This window comes from Herbaspirillum lusitanum (assembly GCF_046025995.1).
GTDB classification, from domain to species: Bacteria; Pseudomonadota; Gammaproteobacteria; order Burkholderiales; family Burkholderiaceae_D; genus Herbaspirillum; species Herbaspirillum lusitanum_A.
The window spans coordinates 20310-38323 of record NZ_JAQQFM010000008.1 but is presented as its reverse complement, the minus strand read 5'-3'; the positions used below and the strand labels follow the sequence as shown (position 1 = coordinate 38323).

General features: G+C 60.7%; 15 protein-coding genes. 8 read left to right on the top strand and 7 right to left on the bottom strand.

Annotated elements, in window-relative coordinates; all coding sequences use genetic code 11:
- Positions 1–52 precede the first annotated feature (52 nt).
- Together PQR62_RS18175 and PQR62_RS18170 are read right to left on the bottom strand one after the other, a co-directional pair.
- Positions 53–1237, bottom strand: coding sequence for an MFS transporter (locus PQR62_RS18175; protein ID WP_408159421.1), 1185 nt, complete (start codon positions 1235–1237; stop codon positions 53–55).
- A 363-nt stretch (positions 1238–1600) separates the two neighbouring features.
- On the bottom strand, positions 1601–1789 hold the full coding sequence (locus tag PQR62_RS18170; protein WP_408159420.1) for a DUF1289 domain-containing protein: 189 nt from the start codon (positions 1787–1789) through the stop codon (positions 1601–1603).
- A gap of 459 nt (positions 1790–2248) precedes the next feature.
- On the opposite strand from PQR62_RS18170, the gene PQR62_RS18165 reads away from it, so the two are divergent.
- The gene (locus PQR62_RS18165) at positions 2249–2686 is read left to right on the top strand and encodes a MarR family winged helix-turn-helix transcriptional regulator (protein WP_408159419.1); all 438 of its coding nucleotides are present in this window, start codon (positions 2249–2251) and stop codon (positions 2684–2686) included.
- Positions 2687–2847: 161 nt separating this feature from the next.
- Complete coding sequence (locus PQR62_RS18160; RefSeq protein ID WP_408159418.1) at positions 2848–4152, top strand: MFS transporter; 1305 nt, start codon at positions 2848–2850, stop codon at positions 4150–4152.
- A 93-nt stretch (positions 4153–4245) separates the two neighbouring features.
- Here PQR62_RS18160 and dkgB read toward each other — a convergent pair whose 3' ends face one another.
- Positions 4246–5052 (bottom strand): 2,5-didehydrogluconate reductase DkgB, encoded by an 807-nt coding sequence (gene dkgB, locus PQR62_RS18155; protein ID WP_408159417.1) that lies wholly within the window; start codon positions 5050–5052, stop codon positions 4246–4248.
- A gap of 368 nt (positions 5053–5420) precedes the next feature.
- Between dkgB and PQR62_RS18150 the strand changes: the two genes are divergently transcribed.
- From PQR62_RS18150 to PQR62_RS18135, 4 genes are all read left to right on the top strand, one after another.
- A complete protein-coding gene (locus PQR62_RS18150) occupies positions 5421–6518 on the top strand; it encodes a LacI family DNA-binding transcriptional regulator (protein WP_408159695.1) in 1098 nt (365 codons plus the stop codon).
- A 400-nt stretch (positions 6519–6918) separates the two neighbouring features.
- Positions 6919–8292, top strand: coding sequence for a glucarate dehydratase (gudD, locus tag PQR62_RS18145; RefSeq protein ID WP_408159416.1), 1374 nt, complete (start codon positions 6919–6921; stop codon positions 8290–8292).
- A 368-nt stretch (positions 8293–8660) separates the two neighbouring features.
- Positions 8661–10010 carry an MFS transporter gene (locus PQR62_RS18140; RefSeq protein WP_408159694.1) on the top strand — a complete coding sequence of 450 codons (1350 nt, stop codon included), beginning with the start codon at positions 8661–8663 and terminating at the stop codon, positions 10008–10010.
- Between the two features lie 397 nt (positions 10011–10407).
- Positions 10408–11331 (top strand): rhodanese-like domain-containing protein, encoded by a 924-nt coding sequence (locus PQR62_RS18135; RefSeq protein WP_408159415.1) that lies wholly within the window; start codon positions 10408–10410, stop codon positions 11329–11331.
- A gap of 29 nt (positions 11332–11360) precedes the next feature.
- On the opposite strand, the gene PQR62_RS18130 is transcribed toward PQR62_RS18135, so the two are convergent.
- Complete coding sequence (locus tag PQR62_RS18130) at positions 11361–11747, bottom strand: OsmC family protein (protein WP_408159414.1); 387 nt, start codon at positions 11745–11747, stop codon at positions 11361–11363.
- A gap of 361 nt (positions 11748–12108) precedes the next feature.
- Between PQR62_RS18130 and PQR62_RS18125 the strand changes: the two genes are divergently transcribed.
- Both PQR62_RS18125 and PQR62_RS18120 read left to right on the top strand, forming a co-directional pair.
- Positions 12109–12957, top strand: a complete 849-nt coding sequence (locus PQR62_RS18125; protein WP_408159693.1) for a class II aldolase/adducin family protein — start codon at positions 12109–12111, stop codon at positions 12955–12957.
- 170 nt (positions 12958–13127) lie between these two features.
- Positions 13128–14441 (top strand): MFS transporter, encoded by a 1314-nt coding sequence (locus tag PQR62_RS18120; protein ID WP_408159413.1) that lies wholly within the window; start codon positions 13128–13130, stop codon positions 14439–14441.
- A gap of 85 nt (positions 14442–14526) precedes the next feature.
- On the opposite strand, the gene PQR62_RS18115 is transcribed toward PQR62_RS18120, so the two are convergent.
- From PQR62_RS18115 to xseA, 3 genes are all read right to left on the bottom strand, one after another.
- A complete protein-coding gene (locus PQR62_RS18115; protein ID WP_408159412.1) occupies positions 14527–15438 on the bottom strand; it encodes a LysR family transcriptional regulator in 912 nt (303 codons plus the stop codon).
- 191 nt (positions 15439–15629) lie between these two features.
- Positions 15630–16208, bottom strand: coding sequence for a superoxide dismutase [Fe] (gene sodB, locus PQR62_RS18110; RefSeq protein ID WP_408159411.1), 579 nt, complete (start codon positions 16206–16208; stop codon positions 15630–15632).
- Between the two features lie 256 nt (positions 16209–16464).
- On the bottom strand, positions 16465–17871 hold the full coding sequence (xseA, locus tag PQR62_RS18105) for an exodeoxyribonuclease VII large subunit (RefSeq protein WP_408159410.1): 1407 nt from the start codon (positions 17869–17871) through the stop codon (positions 16465–16467).
- Between the last annotated feature and the right edge of the window lie 143 nt (positions 17872–18014).

Below are 18014 nucleotides of genomic sequence, written 5' to 3'. Positions count from 1 at the left end.
GCTTCTTCCCCGCTTGAAAGAAAGCGCAAGGAGCTTGAGCCGCCGGCGTCATTCAGGCGCCGCTCACTTCAGCCCTGCGGCGGTTTTTGGTCAATACAAAGGTGAACGCGGATAGTACCGCACCGATGGTGAATACCAGGCCCGAGGCATGCTTGTTTTCCAGCGATTGGGTCAGAATCGTCGGCATCAGCACCACGCCGACAAAGCCGGCGAACACGCACAGGCCGGTGGCCTGACCGACCTTGTGGGCAGGGACGATGGCGACGATTTCCGAAAACAGCACGCCGTTCCAGGCGATTACGGCCACGCCGAGGGCCACCGCCGCGACCAGCAGCATGGTCCAAGGAATGACGGCGAACGCGGCCCACGCCATGATGGCGAATCCCGCAATCCCCAGCAGGGCCGAAAATCCCAGCATCTGGAGTGCCGACCAGCCACGGTCGACGCAGCGCCCCCACACCAACCGGAACGCGATGCCGACGACATTGAACAAGGTCAGAAATCCGGCCGCCTGGTCGATCGTCATGTTCGCGAAGCTATTGAGAAAAGGCACCAGCATGGCAGTCACCGTGACCTGCAAGCCTGAGAAGATAAAGGCGATGAGGGCCAGCGTACGCAGCTTGGGATTTTCCAATAAGGCCGTCCACAAACCTGATTGCTCCAGCGCTCCAGGTCCTGCGGCTGCGTTGTCATGCGTTACCGATCGGGCCCGGAAACAGGCTGCGGCAATCAGACCCAACATCCCGGGCAATGCGAAGGCGGGCAGGATGCCGAGCTGCTGCGTCATGACAGGGACGGTGACCGCAGCCAGGGCGGCTCCCGCCGGCACGCCGCTTTGCCTGATCGAGAACAGCAGGCTGCGGTGCTTCAGAGCGGTGGTCTGACTCAGATAGTAAGAACTGGCGGGCGTGATGCCGCCATAGCCGACTCCCATCAGAATACTGCCCAGCAAGATGGCCGCGCCGTCGAGGCTGCCTATGAGCAGCATGCCCAGCGAGCACATGCCCAGGCAAATGCGGCTTACCTGGAAGCTGCCCATGCGATGCACGCGGTTGCCAAAGTAGATGGACGACCAGGCCGCAGCGGCGAACAGCAGGGCGGTGTAGAGTCCGATCCACTTGGGCGATATCTGCAAGCTGTTGACCAGCAGGGGCGAAATCGCCAGCACGGCCGTGGCCGCGAACGAAGTGGCGACCTGAATGGCGGTGAGGATGATGAGTGCCAGGGTTGGATTCATGGAAGGCGTGTTTTTTTATAGCGGATCAATGTCCGATTCTGTCCAAGGCGATGTCCCTTGCATGAACGCCATCCTGCTGATGACAGCGAGGCGCCATTCAAGCTTGAGATTTCATCGGGCCTAACCGGGGGCGGGTGAACCTGATTGCGACAATGCAGGATGAGGCCTTTGGCGCCGCTATTTTACGTGGGTCCGATGCTCGCGTCCGGCAGAAGCCGAAAATAGCTTCTGGACGTTTTTTGCGGAAGGACTCAAACGCGCTGCGTCAGGAATGTCGCATACAGCTGCAGTAATTCGCGTGCGCCTGGCGCGCTTGATCAAGCCGCGGCTGGTTCTCCGGCGAGCGGCAGATAAGCGTTTGCATTACCGTTTTTTATCCTTCTTGCCGAGATCCTTCAGCCGGACGACTGCGCGTTCCACGGTCGCCTTCTTGTCCTTGTGCTTCATGCCTTTCCATTTCCTGATTTCTTCCTTGTTGCGGCCACATCCTATGCAAATTTCGTTTTTCAGTTTGCACAGCGAGGTGCATGGACTTTCTACTTCCTTACTCACCGTCGTCTCCTGTTGCTGGTTCAGGGGCCGGCCATACGAGCCCGGGGCCGGAGCGATTACTTCAATAAGACTAGCAGATGCAGGCCGAATGCGGACGCGCCATCCGCCGGCACGTTTTTTCAGTCGGGATGATGGACGCATTTGCCATTCGCCCGCATCACATGCCGATACTCACCGCTCACCGGAAACTGTTGATTGACGCCGGGAGGTGGTCACGAAGGCGCTATCGTCGAGTCATGCATGGTAATGCCAGGTCGATGATCCAATCTCCTGCGTCTGGGCATAGGTCATGGAGCATGGGTCATGGGGCAGCATGGTGTTTTAAGCGAGGCCCGATTTTCGATGCCAATCTGGCGTTCACAAAAATCTTGACAGCGCGTTTTTCAGAACATAGTATGCGAATACATCGATGCATATGCATTGATGTAATTGCAGATATTTTATGAAATCGAGCCTGTCATGCTCCCAGCCCAATGTTCCTGTTCTCCCCTGCGCCGTCTTACCCGGCGCATCACGGTCATTTACGACCGCCATTTGCAGGGCGATGAACTCACGATCACTCAGTATTCCTTGCTGGCCTCGCTGGCCCGGCTTGGTCCGATTGCCAATATCCGGCTGGCCGCGGAGATGGGCATGGATCGCAGCACGCTGAGCCGCAATCTCAAGCCGCTGATCGGCGCCGACTGGATAGAGATGGTCGATATGCCGGAGGACGAAGAGATGGACAAGCGCTCCTTCGGTCTGCAACTGACCGCCGCCGGTCGCAAGAAATGGCAGGCCGCGAAACCGAACTGGCAAAGGGCGCAGGATGAAATCGATCGCCAGCTGGGCAAGAAAATGGCGGCCGATCTGACGGCGCTGATCGACAACGCCTATCTGAAATTGCAGGAAGAGTAGCGCGGCAGCAAACGGCTGAATCCACCAGCGTTGCCGGGTGCGGCGCTGCAAGCTGCTGTTCCGTCCTGTCCGAATTCAAAAAAGAAAGACCTCTCGCGCTGCGGTTAATCGCAGCAACAGAGAGCTTGCATTCCGATTCACTCAAACCAACGCCAATTGCCATGAGCAAAATCACTCAATCGATCGCCGCCCGCGTCTCACCACGCTTCAACTACGCCTGGGTGGTGGTCGGCGTCATCTTCCTGGTCTTGCTGGCTTCAGCCGGCATCCGCGCCACGCCTTCGGTCATGATCCTGCCGCTGGAGCAGGAGTTCGGCTGGAACCGTTCCACCATCTCCTTCGCCATTTCGGTCAACATCGCCTTGTATGGTTTGATCGGTCCGTTCTCCGCCGCCGCCATGCAGCGCTTCGGTATCCGCCGTGTGGTACTGGTCGCACTGGTGTTGCTGGCGACCGGTACCGCACTCAGCACACTGATGCACATGCCCTGGCACATGGTATTGAGCTGGGGTTTGCTGGTCGGCGCCGGCACCGGCGTCGCCGCCAATACCCTGGGGGCGAGCATCGTCAGCCGCTGGTTCGAAACGCGGCGCGGTCTGGCGATGGGTTTGCTCACCGCCAGCGCCGCCACCGGACAGATGGTGTTTCTGCCTTTGATGGCGTCCATGGTCGGCAGCTACGGCTGGCGCTCGGTGGCGTTTCTGGTGTCGGCGGTGGCCTTGTTGGCGATTCCGCTGGTGTGGCTGCTGCTGCCTGAAAGCCCGCGTCATATCGGACAGAAGATGTATGGCCAGACGCTCGACACACCGCCGGATCAGGCCTCGCGCAAGAACCCGCTGGCGATTGCTTTTGATGCGCTACGCAGCGCTGCGAAGAAGGGGGATTTCTGGCTGCTGTTTTTCAGCTTCTTCGTCTGCGGCCTGAGCACCAACGGCTACATCGGCACCCAGTTCATCGCCATGTGCAATGACTACGGCATCTCCGAAGTAGGCGGCGCCAGCATTCTGGCGGCGATGGGCATGCTGGATCTGGTCGGCACCACGCTCTCGGGCTGGCTGTCGGATCGCTACAATCCGCGCGTGCTGCTGTTCTGGTATTACGGCCTGCGCGGTCTGGCGCTGATCTTCCTGCCTTACGCGTTCGGTCTGCAATATTACGGCCTGACCATTTTCGCAATCTTCTACGGTCTGGACTGGATCGCCACCGTGCCGCCGACTGTGCGCCTGGCCAATGATGTGTTCGGCCGTCTGGCGGCGCCCATCGTGTTCGGCTGGATCGTGGCCGGCCACCAGCTCGGCGCCGCCACCGCCACCATGGTTGCCGGCTATCTGCGCTCCACTTTGGGCAACTACACGCTGTCGTCGATTCTGATGGGCGTGGCCTGCCTGATCGGTGCGGTGATGGTGTTGCGCATCAAGGGCAGCCATGTCGACAAGCCGGCGGTGCCGGTGCCGGCGGCCGGTTGAACCCGGCCTGTCGCTGAAGTAAAAAATGCGCGGAGAGCTGACTGCTCCCCGCGCATTTTTTACTTGATCGCGCACTGATTCAGATCGGAACAGTTAATCCCATTGCGGCGCGAAATCGGGATTGGCGAGACGCTCGCCGCGATCCAGTGTGGCAATCGCCTGCATGTCTTCGGCGCTCAGCGCCAGTGTGGCGGCTTGCAGATTGCTTTCCAGATTGGCGCGTCTGGTCGAGGATGGAATGATCGCAAAACCTTGCTGCAGCGACCACGCCAGCGCAACCTGCGCCGGGCTGACATTGTGTTTCTCTGCGATCTTTTGCAGCGTCGCATCGCTCATGACCTTGCCGTAGGCCAGCGGCATATAAGCGGTCAGATGAATGCCCTGGCTGCGCGCGTATTCCACCAGCTTGCGGTTTTGCAGGAAGGGATGGATTTCAATCTGCAGGCTGGCGATCTGCCCGGCGCCGACCACGTCGATGGCTTGCTTGAGATGTGCCATGGTGAAATTGGATACGCCGATCAGGCGCGTCAGGCCCTGATCCTTGGCCATCTTCAGCGCGCGCATGTATTCGCCGACGGCGATGCTGTCGCTTGGCGCCGGCCAGTGAATCAGCGTCAGATCAACCTGATCCATCTGCAGCTTGCTCAGGCTTTCTTTGAGGCTGGGGATCAGCTTGTCTTGCGCCAGATTGTCGGTCCAGATCTTGGTGGTGACGAACAGATCCTGGCGCGGCAGCTTGGCGCCAGCGATGGCCTGGCCGACTTCGGCTTCGTTGCCATAGATTTGCGCCGTGTCGATGTGGCGATATCCAAGCTCAAGGCCGGTGCTGACCGAATCGATGACTTGCTGGTCTTTCAGGCGGAAGGTGCCAAGACCGATGGCGGGAATGGTGGTGCTCATGGGAATTCCTTTCGTATTCGTGATGCAAGGGGGGCTGTGGCGTCGCTCAGCCTCCGGCTGAGCTTGTTGCAGATGGTTGAGGCCATAGCGTTCTGACCGCACTGAGTCCAACTCGTGCGTCGGTATGTTGCGATGGGCGTGATCCGTCACCGGTTTTCATGCCATGCGTGAGGAGGGCGGCGACAACGGCGTTCAGTATCGCGGACTTTGCTTATTGCAAAAACAGTTCTTTCTGCAAATCATTGTTGATTCTGAATCAAGGATTGGCGCGCGACGCCGCCGGCACGCGCCAGGGCGGGCGAGGTACATCTGGCTGACTTACTTGCTCTTTTGGTAACGCTACCAGCTCGGATGCTAAAATGCGCGCCATGTCCCAGCCGCAAGATTCCTCCGATTCCCTCCGCGCAGATAAGCCGGCCGATGAGCCGTCCGACGAACCGCGTCGCCGCTCCGGCCGCAAGAATGCGGGCGGCATTACCTTGCGCGACGTCGCGCAGTTGGCCGGAGTGGCGCCGATCACTGCTTCGCGCGCGCTGAACACGCCGGCCGCCGTTTCGCCCAAGGTGCTGCAAAAAGTGAAAGACGCGGTGGAGCGCACCGGCTATGTGCCCAACTTGCTGGCGGGCGGGCTGGCTTCGAACAAGAGCCGGCTGGTGGCGGTCGTGGTGCCGACCGTGATCGGCCCGGTGTTTCAGGAGATCGTGCATACGCTCACCGAAACCCTGGCAGCCGCCGGCTATCAAGTCATGCTGGGGCAGACCGGCTACGAGAATTCACGTGAAGACGCCTTGCTGGAAGCCATCATCGGGCGCCGTCCCGACGGCGTGGTGCTGACCGGCATCATGCGATCGCAGCAGGCGCGCAAGCGTTTGCTGTCGAGCGGCATTCCGGTGGTGGAGACCTGGGATCTGACCCCCACTCCTATCGACATGCTGGTCGGTTTTTCACACGAAAACATCGGCCGCGAAGTGGCCCGTTATCTGCACGGCAAAGGCCGGCGCGCGGCGGCGGTGCTGGGAGGCAAGGACGAACGCAGCCAGCGTCGCATGCTGGCCTTTGCGCAAGAGGCGGCGGCGCTGGGGATGACGGTCGATGGCGCTCAAGTGCCGATGCATGGCGTGAGCGCGCCGACTACGCTGGGCCAGGGGCGCAAGGGGCTGGCCGATCTGTTGCAGCAGCAGCCGAACATCGATGCGCTTTTCTGCAGCTCTGACTTGCTGGCGCTGGGCGTCACGATTGAAGCGCAGAGTCGCGGGATCGGGATTCCCGGGCAACTCGCCGTCGTCGGTTTCGGTGATCTTGAGTTTTCACGCGATCTGGAACCGCGCCTGACTTCGGTGCGCATCGACGGCACCGCCATCGGCCAGCGCGCTGCACGTTTCATCATCGATCGTGCGGCGGGGCTGGAGATTGCCGAGCCCATCGTCGATGTCGGATTCTCCATCGTGGTGCGCGACAGCGCTTAAGTTCTGCCACCGCGCAGGCCGGGTATCGGCGCAGTCGGACGATGCGCTTCCGGCCAGCGGCCGAGTTCTCGCCATCCCGGTTTCCATCAGCCTGCCGGCTGACGCTCAAGCTCTGACATCCCTTCTGGCACCTTAAGCTGGCGCATCACTCGGGCCCATCCTGGCTCCGCTGTCTTGTCGAAATGCAACCCTTGACACTTAAATTTGGTACCGCTACCATCACTAAAAATTAAATTGGTACCGCTACCAATTTGTTGATTCTTCAAACGATGAATTCAAGAGACCGCATTGGGGCGGTGTGGAATGCCTATGAGCGCCGGGCCGGTGCATGTGAGCCGGCCACTTAAGCATTGCCTTAGCCCGCCCGACCGTCCAGTTACCGAAGCAGAGGAGCATACGCATGACCGGCACACCATCTCAGCAATCCAATCCTGCCGCGCAAGGAGTCAAAGGCGCACCCCGTATCGTCGACATGCGGGTGGTGCCGGTGGCCGGCCATGACAGCATGCTGCTCAATCTGAGCGGTGCTCACGGCCCATATTTCACGCGCAACATCGTGATCCTGACCGACAGCTCCGGTCAGACCGGCGTCGGTGAAGTACCGGGCGGCGAGGCGATCCGGCAGACGCTGGAGGATGCCCGCGCGCTGGTGATCGGCCAGTCCGTCGGCAACTGTCAGGCAATCCTGAATCGCGCCCGCGCCGCCTTTGCCGATCGCGATGTCGGCGGTCGCGGCTTGCAGACCTTCGACCTGCGCATCGCGATTCACGCGGTGACCGCGCTCGAAGCTGCACTGCTTGATCTGCTCGGCAAGTTTCTGGACGTGCCAGTCGCCGCCTTGCTGGGCGAAGGTCAGCAGCGCACCGAAGTTGAAATGCTGGGCTACCTGTTTTATGTGGCGGATCGCAAGAAAACCGATTTGCCCTACATCGCAGCCGAAGACGCGCAGGACGACTGGCTGCGGCTGCGCCATGAAGAAGCGACCACACCCGAATCCATCGTGCGTCTCGCGGAAGCAGCCTTCCGGCGTTACGGCTTCAACGACTTCAAGCTCAAGGGCGGCGTGATGCGCGGCGAGGATGAAATTGCGGCGGTGACGGCGCTGGCCGAGCGTTTCCCCGGCGCCCGCATCACGCTCGATCCGAACGGCGGCTGGCTGCTCAAGGATGCGATCCGGCTGTGCCGCGATCAGCATCGGGTGCTGGCCTATGCGGAAGATCCCTGCGGCGCCGAGAACGGCTATTCGGGACGCGAGGTGATGGCTGAGTTCCGTCGCGCCACCGGGCTGCAGACTGCGACCAACATGATCGCCACCGACTGGCGCGAACTGGGCCATGCGATCTCGCTGCAATCGGTCGACATCCCCCTGGCCGACCCGCATTTCTGGACCATGCAGGGCTCGGTGCGGGTGGCGCAGATGTGCCATGACTGGGGCCTGACCTGGGGCTCGCACTCCAACAATCACTTCGACATTTCGCTGGCCATGTTCACCCATGTCGCCGCTGCCGCGCCGGGCAGGATCACCGCCATCGACACCCATTGGATCTGGCAGGACGGCCAGCGTCTGACGCGCGATCCGCTCAGGATCGTCGGCGGCAAGGTGCAGGTGCCGGACCAGCCAGGCCTGGGCGTGGAAATCGATCTGCAGCAGATCGAACAGGCGCATCAGTTGTATCGCGGCATGGGGCTGGGCGCACGTAATGATGCTGCGGCCATGCAATACCTGATCCCAGGCTGGCAGTTCGATAACAAGAAACCTTGTCTGGTGCGCTGAAAAAGCGAGGCCAAACCAGGTCTGCAAGCGAGGAAAAAACTGCGCGGTGCTTGCGTATCGAGCGTCGCGCAGCAAAGGAAAAATATAAAAAAGAAGACGTATCGAGAGCGCATCAAGATGCAGCAATCAGCAGCAATCAGCAGCAGAAAAAAAGCAACAGGCAAGAGCAGGCAGCCACAGATAACAGCAGCAAGAGCGCAAAAGGAAAAGTGCCGTCGGTTCATGGCCGCAGGCACGTTTCCTCAGGCGCCGGCCAGCGGCATCACCGACCGTGCAGCGCATGCAGCACCGATCCAACCAAGAGGAGACAACTCGTGAATTCAACTTCCCTGCCGGGCGGCCCCGCCGCACCGGCTGCGCCCGCCGACATGGCGCTGAGCGATGCCGTAAGCAAAGTCAAATGGCGCATCCTGCCGCTGTTCGTGGTGATGTTCATCGTCAACTACATCGACCGCGTCAACATCGGTTTCGTGCGCTCGCATCTGGCCGCCGATCTGGGCATAGGCGCAGCCGCATTCGGTCTGGGCGCAGGCTTGTTCTTCATCGGCTATGCGCTGTTCGAGGTGCCCTCCAATATGCTGTTGCAGCGTTACGGCGCCAAGGCCTGGCTGACCCGCATCATGTTCACCTGGGGGCTGGTTGCCGCCTGCATGGCATTCGTGCATAACGAAACCAGCTTCTATTTCATGCGCTTTTTGCTGGGCGTGGCGGAAGCCGGATTCTTTCCAGGCGTGGTGTATTACTTCACGCAATGGTTGCCCAATCATGAACGCGGCCGGGCCATGGCGGTGTTTCTGAGCGGCTCGGCGCTGGCGTCGATTCTGTCGGGCCCGATCACCGGCGCCTTGCTGATGATAGAAGGCGGCGGCCTGCACGGCTGGCAGTGGATGTTCCTGATCGAGGGTGGCGCCTCGATGGCCTTGTGCTTCGTGGTGTGGTTCCTGCTGGACTCGGCACCGCGCGATGCCAAATGGCTGACGCCGGCGCAGAGTTCGGCGCTGACCTCGGTGATCGCTGCCGAGCAGGAACAGCGCAGCGCCACGCGGCCGGCGCATGTGTCGACCTTTGCGCTGCTGCGCGACAGCCAGATTCTGCTGTTCTGCTTTATCTACTTCGCGATCCAGCTGACCATCTATGGCGCCACCTTCTGGTTGCCGACCATCATCAAGAAAATGGGGCACTACAACGACTTCCAGGTCGGCCTGTTCAACTCGATTCCGTGGATCATTTCCATCGTGGCCATGTATTTCTTCGCCACGCTGGCGGCACGCTTCAAGCATCAGCAGGCCTGGGTCGCGCTGACGCTGGTGATGTCAGCGCTCGGCATGTTCGTTTCGGCGCGCAGCAGCGGTCCGGTGCTGGCTTTTGTCGCTGTGTGTTTTGCCGGCATCGGTTTCAAGGCGGCCTCTTCTTTGTTCTGGCCAATTCCCCAGGCGTATCTGGATGCACGCATCGCCGCAGCGGTGCTGGCGCTGATCAACTCGCTGGGAAATCTGGGCGGTTTCTTTGCTCCGGCGACTTTTGGTTATCTGGAGCAGAAAACCGGCTCCATCCAGGGCGGCCTGTATGCCTTGTCGATTGCATCGGTGCTGGCGGCCGGCCTGGTATTTCTGGCGCGCACCCGGCCCGGCAAAGAAGCGGGAGCGGGCAGCGGCCCGTCGCCGCTGGCCCGGGGCGGCAATAGCGCCGGCAAAGTGCGCGCCAATCATACGGCATGAGCATGCCCTTTTAACCATCACTCAGGCGGTCGCCGACATGGTCTGGCGGCGGTTGCCTGTCTCCACGAGGGGTCTGGCCCTCGTTTGCGCCCCGGCGCGCCATGGCTTGAACGTGGCGCGCGCGGGGCACTTTTCTTTGGGCGCGGCGTCCCCATCTGCGTGTCTGTGATCGCCTGCGCGGATGGCGTGTGACAAATAAGATCGGCACTTCCGGCTGTGGCCCCGCCGAAAACCTATAATGGCGTCCTGCGCGCAGGCTTCCCTTCCCGTTTTCCTGTTGGCAATCCAGTCAGAGTGTCTGCCGGGATGTGGATGCCGGATAGGCGAATTGGCGAAGTGGCAGCAGCGGTTTCGATCAACAACTTGTCGGCGTCCAAGACGCAGCGGTAATGCACACATGAATACCCTGTTTCATCTGATCGAGCAGTACGGTTTGCTCATCCTGTTTGCCAATGTGCTGATCGAGCAGCTGGGCGTTCCCGTGCCCGCTTATCCGACCCTGATCATTACCGGCGCCTTGGCCGAGCGCGGTCAATATTCCGCTGCCGGGCTATTGCTGACCGCAGTCGTGGCCGCGGTGCTGGCCGATCTGGTCTGGTATCAGGCCGGCAAGATCTACGGCCGCCGGGTGATGGCGCGACTGTGCCGCATCTCCTTGTCGCCGGATTCCTGCGTGCGCCAGACCGAGTCCATCTATCTGCGCTGGGGCGCACGCTCCTTGCTGGTGGCCAAGTTCATTCCCGGTTTCGCGTCGATTGCCAGCGCGCTGTCCGGCACACTGGGCACGCGCCGCTCCACCTTCATCCTGTATGACGCCGCAGGCAGCGCCTTGTGGGCCGGGCTCGGCATTTATCTCGGTTCGCTGTTCAGCACCGCCATCGATGACCTACTTGATGTGCTGGCGCAGCTCGGCCATTACGGCATGATGCTGGTCGTGCTGGCCTTGCTGCTGTTCGTCGGCAACAAATGGTGGCAGCGGCGCCGCTTCCGCAAGTCGCTTGAGATGGCGCGCATTTCGGTGCAGGAATTGAATCAGTTGCTGGAGCAGGGCATTGCGCCGACCATCATTGACGTCCGTTCGCCGGGCGCGCAGCAGGACGGTCGCATTCCCGGGGCCGTGACCATCTCCAATCAGGAAATCCAGACCTTCGCTTTCGATGGCCCGGTGGATGGTGAAGTGATCGTCTATTGCGCCTGTCCCAATGAAGCCTCGGCGGCCATGGTGGCGCGCCAACTGATGCAGCGCGGCTACAAGAAGGTGCGGCCGCTGACCGGCGGCATCGATGCCTGGGTCGCGGCCGGCTACATGATCGACGCCTGAGGCAGCCGTCTGTCTTCTTTTTTTATCCGTTATTTCAATTCCGTCTGAATCGCGGTGCCCTGACGCACGGTCTTGGTCACCGGCGTCTTCTCGCAGATTTCGGCCAGCCGCGTCAGTTGCTCAGGCGACAGCGGATTGCCGAAACTGATGCGGCGGCTGATGCTTTCCATGCCTGCATCGTCGCGCGCAAAACGTGCCTGCACATCGATGCTGCCGAGATCCCAGCCCTTGCGTTCGGCATACATGCGCAAGGTCAGCGAGGTGCATGAAGCCAGCGCCGCCAGCAGCAGTTCATAGGGCGCCGGGCCGGTATCCTTGCCGCCGTTGCTCTCCGGTTCGTCGGACAGCAGACGATGCTGACGCGCCGTGATTTCCTGCGCGTAACCCGCTGCGTTGTGTAATTTGACGCTGGCCATGTCGTGACTCCCTGATCTGAATGATAAAAAACGCGCTGCCGCAGTATTTTGCCGCAGGCGAAAATCCGGTCGCGCCGCAAGCGGATTTTGCTGCACACGCTACGGCTTTTCTTGCATTGCAAGATTGTTGCACATCAAAGCTGTGCCGCGGCGATCCATGCATTTCCGGGCGGCGTGGGAATCGCAATGCAGCAATTGACGGCGGGGCCGAAAATCAGCTGCGAGGCGCATGGATTCTGGCTTCCGCCAGCATAAGACCTATGCCGGCCGGGTAGATAATCAGTCAAAACTCCGGTCCTATAATCCTTCCACGCACATCGCGCCACCCCGTTTCAGGATCATCAAGGAGACAGCCATGCTGATGGAAACCAAGAATCTGCAAGCCCGACAGGACGACTCGTCCGATACGCCAAAGAAATCCGTCTATCAACCGAATCAGGAAGGCCTGATCTTTCCGCAAGAGCCGGTCTTCAAGTCGCATGAGGAAGAACGCCAGCACCGCAAGGAACGCCTGGCTGCCGCCTGCCGTCTGTTCGCCAGGCACGGTTTCAGTTTCGGTTTCGGCGGCCATCTGACCGTGCGCGATCCCGAGCATCCGGAGCTGTTCTGGACCAATCCCATGGCCGTACCGTTTTCCATGGTCAAGACTTCGATGCTGGTGCAGGTGGATCACAAGGGCAAAGTAGTGCAGGGCGACTATGCGATCAATCAGGCCGGCTACGTGTTGCACTCGGCGATTCATGAGCAGAATCCCGACATCATCGCCTCCTGCCATGCGCACACCGTGCACGGCGGCGCCTGGGCCGCATTCGGCCGTCCGCTCGATCCGGTCACGCAGGATGCCTGCATGTTCTACGGCGACCACGCAGTGCTGGGCGACGGCGCCGGCAAGGTGCCGGTGGCGGCGGAGTCCGGCAACCCGGTCGCGCTGGCATTCGCCGACAACAAGGCCATCATTCATCAGAACCATGGCCTGCTGGTGGCCAGCCGTCATAGCATTGACGACGCCTGCTGGCACTTCATCGCGCTGGATCACTGCTGCCGCATGCAGCTGATGATAGAAGCTGCGCATGAGATCCGTCCCAAGTTTATCGACGCCAAACATGCCGCTTATTCGCGCGAGCATCTGGGTAATGAATTCATCGGCTGGCTGCACTTCCAGACCCTGTTCGCTGAAATCGCCCATCTGCAACCGGATCTGTTCGACTGATGCCGGGCAAGAATGCCGCAGCAGTTTCCGGCATTCTTGCCCACGTCAATCGTTCAGAGTGAACAGGAGCAGCAGGCGCAGACCTGCGCATCCGAGGACAAGAGCTGAGCGCAAGCGCTCGCCACCATAAAAAAATATCAGATAGCCATAGGCCATCCAGGAGACACAACATGACTACCGCCTATAACACCGGCAACAGCGGCGCCATCACGACCACGGCCGGCGCCGACGAGCTCTACAAGAAAACTTACTGGCGGCTGTTGCCGCTGATCCTGTGCTGCTATCTGGTGGCCTATCTGGATCGCGTCAACGTCGGCTTCGCCAAGCTGCAGATGCTGGATGCCTTGCGTTTTGACGACGCCATTTACGGGCTGGGCTCCGGCATCTTTTTCATCGGCTATCTGATCTTCGAAGTGCCGAGCAACATGATTCTGCGCAAGGTCGGCGCGCGCGTCTGGATCGCTCGCATCATGATCACCTGGGGCCTGATTTCGGCCGGCATGCTGCTGGTGCAGACGCCGATGCAGTTTTATATCGCGCGCTTCCTGCTGGGCGTGGCGGAAGCGGGATTCGCGCCGGGCATCATGTATCTGATGACGCTGTGGTTTCCTGCCCGGCGCCGCGGACGCGCCATGTCGATTTACGTGATGGGCGCACCGCTGGCCTTCATCGTCGGTGGCCCGCTGTCGGGCTGGATTCTGGACGCCTTTCATAACGTGCAACCGCTGCAGGCCTGGCAGTGGCTGTTCCTGGTGGAGGCGATTCCGGCGCTGATTCTGGGCGTGGTGGTGTTGTTCTGGCTGGACGATGATTTCCGCAAGGTGAGCTGGTTGTCTTCGGCCGAAAAGGATCGTATCGAATCCGATCTGCGCGCCGAAAACGCCGACAAGGTCGAACATGGCAGCGTGCGTGAATTCCTCGGCAGCCGGCAATTGTGGGTGTTCGTGCTGATCTACTTCTGCCTGATCATGGGCCTGTATGCGGTCGGTTTCTGGATGCCTTCGCTGATCAAACGCGCCGGCGTCACCGACCCTTTCCACATCGGCCTGTATTCGGCGGTGCCCAACATCATCGCCGCTGCCGCTTTGTATTTCTCCGGCCGCGCCGCCGACATCAGCAGCAAGCGCCGTTACTGGTTCGCATTGATGCTCAGCATAGGCGCCTTCGGCCTGGCCTTGTCGATGCTGCTCAACGGCGGCCCGCTGGTGACCATCGCCTGTCTGTCGCTGGCGGCGGCCGGCGTGTATTCCTGCATCAGCCTGTTCTGGGCGCTGCCGACCAGCATGTTCGTCGGCGCTTCGGTCGCAGCGGCGCTGGCCTTCATCAACTCCTTCGGCAATATCGCGGGCTTCGTCTCGCCCTATCTGGTGGGCTGGATGAATGTGACTTCGGGGCGCACCGACATCGGCATGTACATCATTGCGGCGATCATGGTGTTCGGTGCGGCGGTGACGATGATGTTGCCGCGCAGGCTGGATAAATGATTTTCTGTTGAGTCCGATTCAGGTTTCAGCCGCCCGCCCGGGCGGTTTTTTTTGCCGGAACGAATTCACTTGAACACTTGAGAACTCACTTCAGCCAGGGCGGCTGCTTGAATTTTTCCAGCAGATAATCGACAAAGGCGCGCACGCGCGGATGGATGTGCCGCTCCTTGGCATACACCGCATAGATCGCGGTATCGTCCTGCGCCTGAAAATCGGCCAGCAGCGGCACCAGCCGTTTCTGACGGATCGCGGGCGTGGCGAAATGTTCGGCCATGCGCGTCAGACCGACGCCGGCCAGACACAGCTCGACCGACGACATGCCGCTGGTGAACTGAAAATTGCCATGAATCTCGACTGAAGTGCGCTGGCCGTCGATCATGAACGGCCAGTGATTCAGATGATCCATGGGCGCCTCCCATTGCAGGCAGTTATGCCGCACCAGGTCGTCCGGCGTCTGCGGTGTCCCGTGGCGCGCGAGGTAAGACGGCGCCGCCACCACCAGCCTTTGCAGATGGCAGAGCTTGCGGCTGAGCAGCATCGAATCCTGCAGATGTCCCATACGGATGGCGACATCGAAACCATTGCCGATGATGTCCACCAGATTGTCCGAGAGCGACAGCCGCACCCGCACGCCGGGATAGAGCGCGAGAAATTCCGGCAGCAGCGGCACGATCTGATCCATGCCGAATGAGGTGGCGGCGGTGATGCGCAAGTCGCCGGCCGGCGATGAGCCGGTGGAAGAAATCTGACCCTCCGCCATTTCGATATCGCCGATGATCTTGTTACATGAAACCAGAAAGGTTTTGCCTTCTTCGGTCAGATGAATCTGTCGCGTCGAGCGCCGCAGCAGCGCTACGCCGAGACGCTTTTCCAGATGGTTGAGCGTGCGGCTGACGAAGGGCTGGCTCACGCCCAGCGCAGTGGCTGCCGCAGTGAAGCCGCCATGTCCGGCCACTGCCTTGAAGACCTGCATCTCCAGCAAGCGTTCGTCTTTCATCGTCCCGTTCCGTCTCTTGAATGTGTTATCTGGATCGATCCGGTGGGCCGGATTCTGTGGCAGACGATGATACAGGAAGGGCTTTGCGGGAGCGCATTGCAGACGGCTCGAAATACGCGATGCAGCGGAAAAAAACGGCCAAAAAAAACGCCACGGATGTCGTGGCGTTTTTTCTTGAAGCGATGCAGCTATCAGGCAAAGTTCTGAGCAGCGAAGTCCCAGTTGACGATGCCCCAGAATGCTTCCACGTACTTGGCGCGGGCATTGCGGTAGTCGATGTAATAAGCGTGTTCCCACACGTCGATGGTCAGCAGCGCCTTGGCATCGGTGGTCAGCGGAGTGGCTGCGCCGGTGGTGTTGACGATGTCCAGCGAGCCGTCAGCCTTCTTGACCAGCCAGGTCCAGCCGGAGCCGAAGTTGGCCAGGCCCAGTTTGGTGAACTCAGCCTTGAAGCTGTCGAACGAACCCCACTTGGCGTTGATGGCGTCGCTCAGTGCGCCGCTTGGTGCGCCGGCGCTCTTTGGCGTCAGGCTGTTCCAGTAGAAAGTGTGGTTCCAGATTTGTGCTGCGTTGTTGAACACGCCGCCGGAGGACTTCTTGATGATGTCTTCCAGAGACAGGTTTTCGAATTCGGTGCCTGGGATCAGATTGTTCAGATTGGTCACATAAGTCTGGTGATGCTTGCCGTAGTGATATTCCAGAGTTTCCTTGGAAATGGTAGGCGCCAGTGCGTCCAATGCATAAGGCAGTGCCGGAAGGGTATGTGCCATTTGTGAATCCTTTCAGTCTTGGGTGATGTAGAACAAAGGTTTTTATTCTGAGCCTGTGATTTTAAAGTGGTTGGCGATTCTTTGCACTTGATGCGGCCATCAAAACGCGCTTATTTGATTTAATGAGAATCGTTCGTATTCCGTGCGGGCTCTGGGGTTGCGGGCGATGGCCCAAGCCAGTGATAGACGCCGATACGATGAACTCGTTCCGGCAAGTCGATCGACCCGGACGGGTCGATCGGTGAGAAAAAACATGCTATTCGAGGCGCGGCTGCACGCTCGCGATGCCGACTTCGGCGCTGCCTTGGGCCAGTCTGATGGTCACTTCGCTGCGTGCCGCCAGTTCCGATGGCGCATGCAGCACCTTGCCGTGTTTGTCGGTCACGATGGCGTAGCCGCGTTCCAGCGTGCGCTGCGGATTGAGCAATTCCAGCTGCATATTGAAGCCGGCCAGCGCCTGCTTGCGTTTGAGTTGCTGCGCCGCCAGCAGGCCTTGCATGCGCCGCTGCATGTCGCCGAGATCGCGCCGCGCCGACTTGGTGTCGGGCAACTGATGCGCCAGCCGCATGCCGAGGTGGCGCAGTTGATGGCGCGCCTGCGTCAGCGGAATGCGGGTGGCGTGCGACAGCCGCGATTGCAGCGCCAGCAGTTTGACGCGTTCGTGCTGAATGTAGGCCGAGGGATTGATGAGCCGGCGCGATAACCAGTCCACTGTCTGTGAATGTTCGGTCAGGCGGCGGCGCAATGCGCGTGTCAGATCCTGCGCGTGCGCGCGCAGGGTTTCGCGCCAGTCGGCCAGCGCCACTGTAGCCAGCTCGGCGGCGGCGGTCGGGGTTGGCGCCCTGAGGTCGGCGGCGAAGTCGGCAATCGTGAAATCGGTTTCGTGGCCGACGCCGGAAATCACCGGCATGGCGCAATCGGCAATCGCGCGCGCCACCACTTCTTCGTTGAACGACCACAGATCTTCGATACTGCCGCCGCCGCGACAGACCAGCAGCAGATCGCATTCGGCGCGGCGCGAGGCGGTGTGGATGGCGTTGGCGATTTTGACGGCCGCGCCTTCGCCTTGCACCGGCGTCGGGTAGAGAATCACTTCCACATGCGGCGCGCGGCGGCGCAGCGTGCTCAGCACATCGCGCAGCGCCGCCGCCTGCGGACTGGTGACGATGCCGATGCGACGCGCGAAGCCGGGCAGGGCGCGCTTGCGCGCGGCATCGAACAGGCCTTCGCGCTCCAGCTTTTCTTTCAGCTGCACGAAGGCGGCGTACAGATCGCCGACGCCGGCGCGGCGGATCGCTTCGACGTTGAGCTGATAGTCGCCGCGCGGCGCATACAGCGTGACCAGCGTGCGCACTTCCACCTTGTCGCCTTCGCGCGGCGTGAAGCCGGCGTGTTGGGCGCGGCCCTTGAACATCACTGCACGCACCTGAGCCGCGTCATCCTTGAGGCTGAAATACCAGTGGCCGGAAGCGGCACGCGTGAAGTTGGATATTTCGCCCGAGACCCAGATCAACGGAAAAGTGCGTTCCAGCACGCGCGCCACTGCCTGGTTCAAGGCGGATACCGCCAGCACCGGCGGACCGGAGCGCTCGCCGGATGAGGCCGGAGCAGGGCTGGGGCCGCGGGAGGAAAAGCCGGAAGAGTAAGGAACGTCGGAAGACATAGGCAGCGCGCAGGGGTGATCTGTAAGTAAGGAATGCGGGGATAATAGTGCTTTTCCCGCACAAAGGTAAAAGCCGGATGTAAAAGCGGCGACGCGGCACGTGTTTCAGGCGCGCTGTGCGCTGCTGCGGCAAGGGATCGTTT